The organism is Entomomonas asaccharolytica (assembly GCF_016653615.1).
Classification (GTDB): domain Bacteria; phylum Pseudomonadota; class Gammaproteobacteria; order Pseudomonadales; family Pseudomonadaceae; genus Entomomonas; species Entomomonas asaccharolytica.
Map to the genome: position 1 here is coordinate 2,069,784 of NZ_CP067393.1, position 12,859 is coordinate 2,082,642.

Genomic DNA, 12,859 nt, shown 5'->3' on the forward strand with positions numbered 1-12,859 from the left:
GGTAAATAAAATTGCAAGCTAAGAAAAGTGACGGTATCATTACATAGTTGAATTAAGTTATCGGGTACATAATTTACCATAGGATAGAATCACGTTCATAAGGAAGAAGCGAGGTATTTATGTTTGATACAGCTAATGCTACTCATTTTAGCTTAGAAGTACAGGGACTGGACAGCCTTACAAAATTACAAGTTCTTTCATTTGAAGGCTTAGAGGCAATCAGTAGTGACTATGCTTTTGAAGTCACATTAATTTCTAACCATATCCGTTTTGATATTACTCAACTTTTAAGTAAACCCGCTTTTTTGTCGTTTTCTTCTTACAAAAGATCGGGTATACACGGTATCGTGCAGAATGTTAAGCGAGGTGCTGTAAGTAAACACTATGTGACTTTTAAAATAATTTTAACGCCGACCTTAACCCATCTAAAAAAACGAGTTAATCAACGAGTCTTTCGTAATAAGACAGTACCAGAAATAATTCAGACGGTTCTATTAGATCATGGTCTAAGTCAGGGGTATCATTTTGAGTTTAAACTTAAAGAAACTTACCCCGTTCTAGAGTACTGCACCCAGTATGACCAAGACGATTACGCCTTTATTAATCACCTAGCAGAGTCTGAAGGCATCTTCTACTACTTTACTCATACACCTGAACAACACACATTAATTTTTGCCGATGCAAATCCCTTTTTTGTCACCTTGGCACAAGCTATAAAATATGTGAGTGATACAGGCTTAGTAGCAGATGAGCGAGTGATCAAACAGTTTGATGTTGGTTTATCTAGCCAAACTACGCAAGCCAGTCTGAGAAACTACAACTTTAGTACAATGAAAATTCCTGAGGGCAATGCGCAAGGATTGCAAAGTAACAAAGCAAATAATGCCATCGAACCTCAATTAGAAAGTTATGACTACCCAAGCCGCCACTGGGATCAAGCGAGAGCAGACCACCTAGCTAAAGTAGAAATAGAACGGCTACGTACTACCCACGTATTAGCAGAGGCCAATAGTGATGTGACAGGTTTACATGCAGGGCTTTATATTAGTGTCACTGATCACCCCTTAATAGATGTAGAAAAGCCTTGGTTAATTAATCAAATTAGACATGCGGGTAAACAGCCTGCTGTACTAGAAGCATTCGGTGGAGAGCACTCTGCCAATAATACCGCCTCCGCTAGCCAACTTTATAAATACTTTCATTACCCCGTAACCGAAGAACTGCAATTGCCTTTAGAAAACTTCTCACAAGGTTATCGTAATGTAATGGTACTTACCCCACAAGAAGTACCCTATCGCCCTGCGAAACTACACCCAAAACCAAAAGTATTAGGCGCACAAACTGCTATAGTTACAGGTGCGGCAGGTGAAGAAATTTATTGCGATGAATACGGCCGAGTAAAAATTCAATGCCATTGGGATAGAGAGGGTAACTATGATGAACACTCTAGCCATTGGGTAAGAGTCAGAAGTAATTGGGCCCATGATGGATATGGCGCAGTAACTATACCCCGTGTAGGTATGGAAGTGCTTATTGAATATGAAGAAGGCGACCCCGATTTTCCTATAGTTGTAGGTGCATTACATAATGGTGTGAATAAAGTACCCTATGACCTACCTGCGAATAAAACCAAATCTGTTTTTAAGACTTCTAGCTCGAAAGGAGGTGTTGGTTCTAATGAGTTTAGAATAGAAGATAAAGCAGGTTCAGAACAAATCTTTGTACAAGCACAAAAAGATTTTGATCAGCTCACTAAAAACAACCACACCGTCGAGGTTAGAAACAACAGCCATTTACAAGTAGAAAATGAACATAGCGAAACTATTGTCAATAATAGATATACCAAAAACTCTGCGGAGGAACATCACCTAACAGCACTAGATCGTAAAACACAAATAATGATGAATGACTATAAAGAAGTCGCTTTAGCAGAACATACCACCGTTGGTACGGTGTTAACCAGTGAAGCAGGCATGGAAATTCATCTTAAAGCAGGTATGCAGTGTGTGATAGATGGTGGTTTATCGCTTACCTTAAAAGCAGGTGGACAACATATTATCCTTAACCCATCAGGGATATGGATGACCATGCCTGTATGGACGGGTGGTGTACCGATGGAAGGCACACCAGCAGCCCCCATCCCTCCACTACATAAATACAAAGGTGTTGCCAGTGTAGCCTCTCCTCCTGTTAGCTTAAAGCCCACTGAAAGTTTTACTTATAATTTAAAATATCAGCTGGCTGATGATGTAACAGGTAAGCCTTATGCTAATAGTAAATATATTGCTATTTTACCTGACAATAAAACAGTTAGAGGGATTACTGACACAGAGGGTTTTACAGAAACATTCCATACCAACAACCCTGAAAAAATTATTGTACACCTTTGGGAAGATGAAGAAACCATCTCCCCTACTATGGGCTCTGGCGTTATAACCACTGCCAATAGAAATACCGATCATAGTTTGCGTTATCAATTAACCGATGATGATAACAAGCCCTATGCCTACACCAAATATATGATCACGCTACCCAATGATCAGATCATCACTGATATAACGGATGGTCAAGGCTATACTCAACCCCTTTATAGCAATGCCCCTGAAGAGATAAAAATTCACTTATTTAATGTCAATGAAACATTGGATATAGGGTAGGTAATAAAACAATGACTATATATAATATTTCTGCAGAAATAAAAACCAACACGGCTCCAGAAAATCTTTACTATGATATGGAGCTGTATAAAGCCGATTGGTCAGGTAATGAAACATTTGCCTTACGACGAACGGGTAAATATCCACTACAGGCAGACAATAAAACGCAAGCACATCCCTCAATAGATATTAGTGATCCACCTGAAACCAGTTATATTCTTTCTATCAATCTCTACCGTAAAGTAGGTGTTGAATTTATCAATATGACCCCAGAACCGATGACGGCAATTGTACCGTTAAAGGGCTTTCAAACCAATGACAAAGAGTGGGCGGCTTCACGCGCATTTGAGTATTTTGAAACAACCCAACCCACACAAAAAGAGCGCAATGGTCAGGTTAATATATTTCAACTTAATATATCTTCCAAATCTAGAGTATTTGAAGCAAAGGAACATGGTGTGGGTGATCCATTAGACCCCTTTACTAAGCAAAAGGTGGAGGATGAATTAAAAATTAGAATGACTAGGCCAATACCCCCTACTTTTCAATTTGATCAATTATTAAGTTTAAATGAAAATCAAACAGATCCCGAAATTCAAAAAGAAAGAAGAAGAGTATTATTTTATCCATATCAAGATCAATCAATGTTTTGTGGCCCTGCTGCTTTTTTCTATTGTTTACAACAGGACAGACCTGATATTTATCAACAATTAATTAAAGAATTATGGGAATCTGGGGAAACTAAAATCGGTGCCTTAAAAATGGAGGCTGATAATAGTGTAAGGCATCCTACAAAATTCTTTAGAGAAAATGGCACTCCTAAAATACCTGCTATTGATTGGATTACAATGGCTAGTTTAAGGGATACTGAAAATACTGCGCTTTTTTCTATTAATTCCCCTAGCGGGGGTTTTCTTTGGTGGAACTGGGCAGGCGCAGTCACACTGGGAAATGTCTTAGAAAAATGGTTTAAAAAAGCAGGCGCTAGCAAAAAATACGATAATATCAGCTTTTCCCATAGTAATTTACAAGCCATATGTATACTAAATAACTATATCTCTACAGACCATCATATAGTAAGTTTAATTAGAGCAGGAATGCTTATTAGGGGTAAAAATTCCATAACCAAAGATCATTGGATTGTTTGGGAAGATCAACTAAAACTAATGGATGGTACTGCAATAACTACCGATACACCATTAACAGAAATAGTGCAATTGAAATTATTTTCATGGGGTGAAGTTGATCAGCAGTTAGAAGTAAATCTAACCCTAGAGCAATTTTTAAAACATACCTTTGGAGGCATGGTATTTAGCAAAATACCGTAATACATAATGAAAAAATTAACCACTATATTTATCATGGGTTTTTTACTATTGGGTTGTACTCCAAAAGTTATAATTGCCCCTGATAAATTACCCGATGCAATAGTGGGAGAATTATATTATGCAGAAATTGAAATCACTGGCGGAACTGGTCGTGCAACATCAGTGAATAGTGTTATAACTCCAAATGTACTTTTTTTAGAACCTAATCCTAAAGCTGGTTGGGGAAATTATAATAAGAGTATTATCGTTGGCAAACCAATAACTACAGAAACTATCACCGTAAAGATAACAGGAGATATGGCTCCCTCTTTTTTCAATATGGATCCAAAATTTGAAAAAACTTATGTAATTAAAGTTAAAGAGAGAGAATAATTTTTTAGGATAAAAAGATTTAAAGGGAGTTTTAAAAATAGCGATGCGAACTTCTATATTTATATTATGTTTTTTATTAGTAGGCTGTACTCCAAAAGTTATTATTACTCCTGATAAATTACCCGATGCAATTGTGGGAGAACTTTATTATGCTGAAATCGAAATTAATGGAGGTTCTGGCCCTGTAACAGCGGGCGGATTTGAGCGTATTATAACTCCGCAAGTATTATGGGTAGAGCCTAATCCTAATAAACAAGGAAGGTTCTATAATAGTCTTATTATACGTGGTAGACCTACAACTACAGAAACTATCACTGTAAAAATAAAGGGAGATATGATACCAACACTTTTTCTTGGTGAAGCAAACTTTGAAAAAACTTATGCAATTAAAGTAAAAGAGAAAGAATAATTTTCAGGATAAAGAAAATTAAAAAGGAGTTTTTAAGATAATGATGAGAGTCTCTATATTTATATTATATTTTTTATTAATAGGTTGTACTTCATCAAAAATTATTATTACGCCTGATAAATTACCTGATGCAATAGTAGGAGAATTATATTATGCAGAAATTGAAATTTCTGGTGAGACTAGCCGCGTGCTATCAGGCAGAGTAAAAAGTCTTATAATTCCTAATGTTTTAGTTGTACAAAGTAACCCAAAAACAGGTTGGGGGAATGATAACCAACTTATTATATATGGTAAGCCCATAACTACAGAAACTATCACCGTAAAGATAACAGGAGATATGGCTCCCTCTTTTTTCAATATGGATCCAAAATTTGAAAAAACTTATGTAATTAAAGTTAAAGAGAGAGAATAATTTTTTAGGACAAAAAGTATTTAAAGGGAGTTTTAAAAATAGCTATGCGAATATCTATATTTATATTGTGTTTTTTATTAGTAGGCTGTATTCCATCAAAAGTCATAATTACACCTGATACACTACCTGATGCAATAGTGGGAGAACTTTATTATACAGAAATTGAAATTAATGGTGGCTCTGGACCTGTAACAGCTAGTGGTTTTCAAAGTACTTCAACTTCAAATAGATTATGGGTAGAAGTTAACCCTACAAAGACGGCTAGATTTTACAATAGTCTTATTGTACATGGTAAACCCATAAATACTGAAACCATCACAGTAAAGATAAAGGGGCATACAATACCAACACTTTTCCTTGGAGAAGCAAGCTTTGAAAAAACTTATGTAATCAAAGTAAAAGAGAGACAATAGTTTTTTAGGATAAAAAAGATTTAAAGGGAGTTTTAAAAATAGTTATGCGAATATCTGTATTTTTACTGTACTTTTTATTAACAGGCTGTACTCCAAAAGTAATGATTACTCCTGAGATATTACCTGATGCGATAGTGGGAGAACCTTATTATGCGGAAATTGAAATCACTGGAGGAACAGGTCGTGTTAAATCCATTGGTAGTGTTATAACCCCCCCCAATGCACTTTTTCTTCAACTTAACCCTAAAGCGGGATGGGGAAACTATAACAAACGCATTATAAACGGCAAACCAATAACAAATGAAACTATAATAGTAAAGATAACAGGAGATATGGCCCCTACTTTTTTTAATAGAAAACCAACATTTGAAAAAACCTTTGTGATTAAAGTAAAAGAGAGAGAATAATTTTTTAGGATAAAAAGTTTTAAAGGGAGTTTTAAAAATAGCTATGCGAACATCTATATTTATATTATGTTTTTTATTAATAGGCTGTACTCCAAAAGTTATGATTACGCCTGATAAATTACCTGATGCAGTTGTAGGAGAATTATATTACGCAGAAATTGAAATCACAGGTGGCTCTGGACCTGTAACAGCTAGTGGATTTAAGCGGATTATAACGCCACCTGTATTATGGGTAGAACCTAATTATGAAAAGGATAAAAGAGAAGGAAGTTTTTATAATAGTCTAACTGTAAAAGGTATCCCAAAAACTACCGAAGATATTACCATAAAGATAAGTGGCTATATGATACCCTCTGGCTGGAGTACTGCTACTTCTAAATTTGAAAAAACTTATATTATTAAAGTACGAGATTAATGAAACTATAAATTATTAATAGCAATAGAACGTCCATTTTTTTAGGGTAAAAAAAGGAATAAAACAATTTAGTATGAATTGAAGCATTTTTTGTTGTTTACATAGAACTTAAAGGAATTAATATTATGGCGATATACACTGTATATACACGAGTAGAGTCCAACGTTTCTTATAGTGATCTTTTCTATACCATGCAAGTTTATCGGTATACTGAGGGCGCAATGTTTTATGCTTTACCAATGACAAAGATACGCCCTGTACAAGCAAACTATATGACACAAAAACATGAAACGGTAGATATCCCTACGAAAAAATTCAATAGTAAACATATTGAATATATTATGGAGGTTATGCTGTATCGTAAAATTGGTGATGAGTTTATCGAGGTGTTAGATAAACCTGCTACCAGTATTGTTTCACTATTAAATTTTGCTACCGATGACTTTGACAGTAGAACTTCAAGAACTAATATTTGCTATTTTGAAACCAGCCAACCTACTCAAAAGACCACGGATGGAGATATTAATACTTATCAATTAAAAATTTCCTGTAAAAAGCGGGTATTTATTGCACCTGAACACCCTATTGATGATCCTGAAGATCCATTTCTTAAATCTAAAATTGAAGCGGCATTAAAAGAAAGAGTAAAACCTTATCCCACTGCTAGTAGAAGATCGTTAACCTTTGAAGAAAAGTTAGCACAAAATTTATCTTACCCAGAACAAGGTAGTTCAAACCTTTGTTCAGCCGCAGCCTTCTTTTATTGTTTGTTAAACGATAGACCAGATTTATATATACAAATAGTGCGCGAGCTGTGGGAAGATGGCAGAACACAATTAGGTTCTAAACTTATTAGACCCAGTCCTGCCTGTACCCGTCCGATCAACTTTTTTGAATATGATAAGACATTACGAAAAGATGTCCCCAAGATGCCTGCTATTGATTGGATAACACTGGCTAGTATATGCGATTCAGAAAATATAGTGTTTCCTCATGACTCTCCTTCTAATAAACTTTCAGGTGTTATTCTTGATGGCAGAGTAAAAGGTTGGTTTGAGTACCTTGGTGCCTCTTGTGTTAAAACTTACGGTATTGATGCTATTTTTGGGCGTCATTTAAGACAAAGAGAAGTCTGTGAAATTAATAGTTTTGTTGGCCCACATGTACATATTATAACCATGATAGGTAATTCTATACTGCATACACCTCCCCATGACAATGAAATGCAATGGATTGTTTGGGAAGATAGGTTAAGGGTGGATGATGGTAGTAATAGAGAGGTTGATTATGATACACCCTATACCGCAAAAGTATCATTAAAGTTATTTGCCAACGGTAAATTGAGAACCACCAGAAAAGGGCTAACTTTAAAAGACTTTTTAGAACATTTAGCAGGTGGTGTAGTCGTTACACAAATCCCCTAAAACTTATTAAATTTATTATTTTTTTGTACTGCTTCACAATACTTTAGGCTAATTTGCTTAGTTAGTGTGGTAATTAGTTTATAATCTTTGCCATTAACTACTGCTTGTTAGGTACAAGATAATGAAAAAATTAATAGCCATTGCTAGTTTAGTATTTGGTGTACAGTTTGCTACAGCTACTGAAACTAATCCAAAACCATCGCTGGAGGAACATCAAGCAGCTATGGGCTTTTTATTGGCTCAAGAAATTGTAGAAGCTGGACGTTATTTTTATAAACTCTACGCAGAATGTCCTACTAGCCTTAAAGATATTGGTTTAGAAAATATTAATCAATTAACCGCCAATTTATTAGCAGACGCTACTATAGATGAAAATTGCTATGTAACTGTTAATTATGCTAATCACGCTCCAGTTGCAGCAGCTTTGCAAGGTAAAAAACTAACCATTAAACCAAATACTAAAGAATTAAATGCTTTAGCAGGTGAATGTAGTTTTGATGGCCCTGCTGTACTTGCACCACCTAAAGATTGTAAAAGCCAAGCGTTTCCTTATCTCACTGAAGATGATACCCATGTTATTGATGGCTTTATAAGGGCCTACAGAACTCATAACCCTGCGCTGTTAAAAGCAGATGCTTTAAATGAGCTGTCTTCACTTATATTGCTACCTAAAATGATGGTAGCCCAATATTATGGTGAACATAAAAGTTGCCCCACTAATAATCAAATGCTTGGATTATCCGCCCCTGAAGAATTATCTGTGCGTTTTTTAAAGGGCATTGAGGTGTCTGGCTGTGATATAACCGCTACCTATAAAGATAGTGCACCTTTACCTGAGCAGTTTAGAAATAAAACGATTACTTATTCACTACAAACAAACGCTAATAATCAACAATCAACCACTAGTGATGCAGATTGGCTCTGTCAATCTGACTTAGAGCAAGGGGACTTACCCAAAGATTGCCAAACTGAATAACTTTAGGTGAGTTATATTAATAAGTACTTACTTTCTTTAACAAATTAAACATAGCCACTGATCCCACCACTGCAAATAGCATGGGGATCAGGCTATCATGATTGGTTCGTGTAACTTCTAGCATTAGTACCATTGCGGTAATTGGCATTTTCATAGAAGCCGCTAAAAAGGCAGTAGCGCCTATAATGGCAAAAGCACTCATAGGCACCGTAGGGAAAACTAAATTCCAAGCTGCCCCTAATAAGATAGCCAGTAATGCACCATGCATTAAACCTGGTGTAAGTAAACCCCCTTTTGCACCCACTCTTAAAGAGGTAATGGTAATAGCAAAACGCACAATTAATAAAATAGCCACTAGCTTAATACTTAAACTACCATCAAACCCCAATTGCAAAGGCCCTTTACCATTGCCTAATATCTCAGGTAACGGAATGGCTAATAAGCCTATTAATAAAAAGTTAATTAGTGCTAAGGGAATTAATCGCCCGTCTTTAGGCGCTTTATTTTGTGCTGCGCTAGTGGCTTGTACAAAGTAGTAAGCGGCACAGCCTATTATAGGCCCCACTAAAACAGCCCAAATCACTAAGGAATAACTAAGGCTTATCTCACCAATATGATATTGATGTGCATTGCCAAGCCCTGACCATGCAATGACTGCCGCTAAGGTGGAGGTAAATAGCGCAGGCACTACACAGCTCCAGCGGAAGGTCACCAGTAATACCTCTAGGGTAAATAATGCGCCTGCTAGCGGTATATTATAAACAGCCGCTAGACCTGCGCCAGCACCGCAAGCCAGCATTACTTGTGCATCAGGCACGGTTAAGCCTAGCTTTTGCGCTAAGCTACTGGTTAGCGAAGCACTGGCCTCGCGAGGTGCTAATTCTCGCCCTAAAGGTGAACCTAAGCCCACCGAGACGATTTGTAATAGATCATTAGCCCATGTTGTTAAAATAGGCATATGAGGGGGATTCGCTTTTACTGCTTGGCTAATACTTACCAGTTTTTTACCATAACGGTATAACGCCCACCAACCGATACCCACCACTAAGCCACAAACCGCTAAGGCAATAACCCTGCGCAGTGGGTCTGATGATCTAACAACATCTAAAAAACTTTCATTAGAAAAAAACAGTTGTTGTAGGTTATAACCAAAGGCTATACGTTGCACAATATGCAGTAGTAGTGATAAAAATAAGCCTACTAGCCCTGCAATCACGCCTGTTAATAACATAGCTAGAAAGTAGCTAAGGTAATAACGACTACGACGTGGTGATGGCATACGCAATAATATCCCTATTAGAAATTATGTAACATACGAAGCAGTGTATAGGCTTCATGTATTTTTGTGGTTAACTCCGTCGCTTCGCAAACCTCATCAATACTGCCCCCTGCTCCCATTACTTTATCAGGGTGATGGAGGCTTAACTGGCGTTTATACATTTTTTTAATAAGCTCTGGTGAACTATCTATACCTACTTCTAATAAAGCTAATGCTTGTTGGTGTTCTTGGGTAAGGTATACAGGGCGATAAGGAATCCCTAATTTTTCAATATCAATACGCGCCCAACCTAGCCAGTAACCCCATAGATGTACCAGTTGATATTCTCGTACCGCTAGATGGCGATCTGCCCAAATCATCCGCCAACAGCTTTGTAAAAGCATTTCCTTAGCTAGCTGATCACCTTGAAAGTAGCGTAGTGACGCTTCAAAATCATCGGTGGCTAGCTCCTGCCCTGCCAGATAACATTGTATTGCCTGTTGAGCCCTATCTTCTGATAGGTGCAGTAATTCTGTTTCGGTAATTACTTGTTGTAGGTGTTGATCGGTGACATTGCCTTGACTACGAGCAATATGGCCTAACAACCGAAAGGTTAGCTCTATATCGACAAAAATAGCCTGCCCAGCTAAGCGATACTTTTCCGCTAGCTGCTGAGTAAAGCGATTAAATTTATCTTTGAGTGATGGCAAAATAGTTCCCATACCTTATACAACAAGGTTACTATTTTGCCATATTATCAGAGCCTGTACAGCCACTATCGGCTTTAGTCGCAGATGAATGCATTAAATAACCTTTCTGCAAAGGTTTAACATAAAAATAATGGGTTTCTTCTTTATCGTCTTCTTTAGTGCCGTTAAAGGTCACTTCTACTTGGTATAAATCATCGGTTGCACAGTGTTTAATAGCTCCATAAAAGCCATTACGTTCCTTTAAGCGACGTTGTAGCTTTGCTAATTGTTCAGCATTTGCTTTATCAGTAAATCTTTTCGCCATATCCTGATTAAGTAATAACCAATCGTCCACAAAATCTCTAGGATTAGTGGCAGTAGGTTGCTCTCTCGTCACCTTATTACCATCCACTTGATAACGATAAATACCTTTGCGAGTTAGTAGCTCGCTATCGATCATTGCTACATCAGCTTGTAGCTCAAAGCCATTCGCACGCTTGGTTAAATTAATTAGGCTATGGCCTTTATAGGTAATTAATTGACGATGCCATAAAGTAGCTTGTTGCGTTTGCTTATCGGCAAATTTTATAACATCAAATACCAAAGGTTCCCATGTCGCTGTACACCAAGGTGAACCATGAATTACAACTATTTTTGGTGGTTCGTTAGCTTTAATAGGCAATACTAAATAATCATAGTAATCGCCATAAGCACCTGTAATCATTTGATAGGGATTGCTTTTCCATAGCAGATCACGATGCCAAGCTTTATCTCTAAAGCGATAACCAAGCAACACATTATCATTACCACAAGGAATACCAAAACTAACTTGAACGATTAATAATCCCACAGTAGCAGGTGGCTGTTCCACCATGATTTGTAAATCATAACCATAGATAGCTTCTACTTCGTCTAATTCGGATAATTGCAGGGCTTTTAATAAATCCGCTTGAATAGCGGCCACATTAACGGTCAATCCTTTTTCACAGGCTAATCGTGCATCAACTAAATTAACTAATGCTGTTTTAAGGTCTTCAATGTTTTTAATAGCTTTTTTAGGCACATAGCCATATTGTGCATTAGTGTCTTCTATCTGTAATAATTCTACTAACGGCTCTTTTACTGCCTTAATTTGCTTATCAGTCAATATAGCGCAGTTCGCATTCGCATAAGAAGCAAGTAAAATAATAGCTAAAGCGCCCAATAATGATAATAATTTAGTGACCATAACACACTCTAATTAAAAGGCTTGTGGCCAATAGATAAACTTTTAAAATAATAAGTCATTTACAATTTTTAGAAGTGTATATGTAACAGAACATTTTTTCAAAATAAAACTAAAAAAAATCAAAAATAGTTGATAATCCTATAGTATGATTAACCGTTTTTTTTATTATTAAATCAGTCTTTTTTATGCTGGGTACACTATGGCTTTTCTAAAAAAACTACTACGCAAAGCAAAAAACAAACCTAAACGCCTTAACCCTGAAATATACGATCTTGCTGCACAAGGCAGTCGTAAAGCACTGCTGATTTATATCAATTACTGCCGTGAAGCTAATATTAAATTGGACTATGAGCTTTTTCAGCAAGGGCTGTTTAACTCAGCCGAACAAGGTGACGCTGAATCGCTGTATGATATTGGTAATTTTTATCTAAATGGCACCCTTGGCTTTCCACAAAGTAATGAGCAGGCTATGGATTACTTTTTAAAAGCCGCCAACTTAAACCATACCAATGCCATGAATCAGATTGCTTTTAGCTACCTAAAAGGGCGCGGTGTTGAGGCTGATGATAACAAGATGCTGGAGTGGTATGAACGATCCGCAGGCTTAGGCAATGCTGATGCGATTACCAATATTGGCAATATCTATGCACATGGGCAAGGGGTGGAAAAAGATTTTGAGAAAGCCAGAGAGTATTTTTTAAAAGCCGCTGAACAAGGCAATGCCAATGCGATGAATAACCTTGCCTATCTTTATCAAAATGGCTTTGGCGTAACAAAAGATGAGGCCAAAGCCTTGGAATGGCTACAAAAAGCACAACAAATAAAAGCTCAACAACCTGTCAGTATTGGCATTATGGATGGTTAATTTTTA

At 36.8% G+C, this 12,859-nt stretch carries 14 protein-coding genes; 11 read left to right on the forward strand and 3 right to left on the reverse strand.

The features are described 5' to 3' along the window. The first annotated feature begins 119 nt into the window (after window positions 1–119). From tssI to JHT90_RS09635, 10 genes are all read left to right on the forward strand, one after another. Complete coding sequence (gene tssI / locus JHT90_RS09590; RefSeq protein WP_201090558.1) at window positions 120–2,657, forward strand: type VI secretion system tip protein TssI/VgrG; 2,538 nt, start codon at window positions 120–122, stop codon at window positions 2,655–2,657. A gap of 11 nt (window positions 2,658–2,668) precedes the next feature. Beyond that, complete coding sequence (locus JHT90_RS09595) at window positions 2,669–3,985, forward strand: hypothetical protein (RefSeq protein WP_201090559.1); 1,317 nt, start codon at window positions 2,669–2,671, stop codon at window positions 3,983–3,985. A gap of 6 nt (window positions 3,986–3,991) precedes the next feature. Continuing rightward, window positions 3,992–4,357, forward strand: coding sequence for a hypothetical protein (locus tag JHT90_RS09600; RefSeq protein ID WP_201090560.1), 366 nt, complete (start codon window positions 3,992–3,994; stop codon window positions 4,355–4,357). Window positions 4,358–4,400: 43 nt separating this feature from the next. Beyond that, window positions 4,401–4,766, forward strand: a complete 366-nt coding sequence (locus tag JHT90_RS09605) for a hypothetical protein (protein ID WP_201090561.1) — start codon at window positions 4,401–4,403, stop codon at window positions 4,764–4,766. Window positions 4,767–4,806: 40 nt separating this feature from the next. Continuing rightward, window positions 4,807–5,178 (forward strand): hypothetical protein, encoded by a 372-nt coding sequence (locus JHT90_RS09610; protein ID WP_201090562.1) that lies wholly within the window; start codon window positions 4,807–4,809, stop codon window positions 5,176–5,178. Between the two features lie 44 nt (window positions 5,179–5,222). Beyond that, the gene (locus JHT90_RS09615) at window positions 5,223–5,591 is read left to right on the forward strand and encodes a hypothetical protein (protein ID WP_201090563.1); all 369 of its coding nucleotides are present in this window, start codon (window positions 5,223–5,225) and stop codon (window positions 5,589–5,591) included. A gap of 44 nt (window positions 5,592–5,635) precedes the next feature. Further along, window positions 5,636–5,998, forward strand: coding sequence for a hypothetical protein (locus tag JHT90_RS09620; protein ID WP_201090564.1), 363 nt, complete (start codon window positions 5,636–5,638; stop codon window positions 5,996–5,998). Between the two features lie 43 nt (window positions 5,999–6,041). Continuing rightward, window positions 6,042–6,413 (forward strand): hypothetical protein, encoded by a 372-nt coding sequence (locus JHT90_RS09625; RefSeq protein ID WP_201090565.1) that lies wholly within the window; start codon window positions 6,042–6,044, stop codon window positions 6,411–6,413. A 125-nt stretch (window positions 6,414–6,538) separates the two neighbouring features. Then, window positions 6,539–7,837, forward strand: a complete 1,299-nt coding sequence (locus JHT90_RS09630; protein ID WP_201090566.1) for a hypothetical protein — start codon at window positions 6,539–6,541, stop codon at window positions 7,835–7,837. Window positions 7,838–7,958: 121 nt separating this feature from the next. Further along, window positions 7,959–8,813 carry a pilin gene (locus JHT90_RS09635; protein ID WP_201090567.1) on the forward strand — a complete coding sequence of 285 codons (855 nt, stop codon included), beginning with the start codon at window positions 7,959–7,961 and terminating at the stop codon, window positions 8,811–8,813. A 16-nt stretch (window positions 8,814–8,829) separates the two neighbouring features. On the opposite strand, the gene JHT90_RS09640 is transcribed toward JHT90_RS09635, so the two are convergent. Genes JHT90_RS09640 through JHT90_RS09650 form a run of 3 tightly spaced genes read right to left on the reverse strand, consistent with a single transcriptional unit; the run spans window position 8,830 to window position 11,988 of the window. Beyond that, entirely contained in the window at window positions 8,830–10,092 is a 1,263-nt protein-coding gene (locus JHT90_RS09640; protein WP_201095829.1) for a chloride channel protein, read from the reverse strand. 17 nt (window positions 10,093–10,109) lie between these two features. Then, window positions 10,110–10,781, reverse strand: coding sequence for a co-chaperone DjlA (locus JHT90_RS09645; protein ID WP_201090568.1), 672 nt, complete (start codon window positions 10,779–10,781; stop codon window positions 10,110–10,112). Window positions 10,782–10,812: 31 nt separating this feature from the next. Then, window positions 10,813–11,988, reverse strand: coding sequence for a hypothetical protein (locus JHT90_RS09650; RefSeq protein ID WP_201090569.1), 1,176 nt, complete (start codon window positions 11,986–11,988; stop codon window positions 10,813–10,815). A gap of 199 nt (window positions 11,989–12,187) precedes the next feature. Here JHT90_RS09650 and JHT90_RS09655 point away from each other — a divergent pair, with 199 nt between their 5' ends. Then, window positions 12,188–12,853, forward strand: coding sequence for a tetratricopeptide repeat protein (locus JHT90_RS09655; RefSeq protein ID WP_201090570.1), 666 nt, complete (start codon window positions 12,188–12,190; stop codon window positions 12,851–12,853). Window positions 12,854–12,859 lie beyond the last annotated feature (6 nt).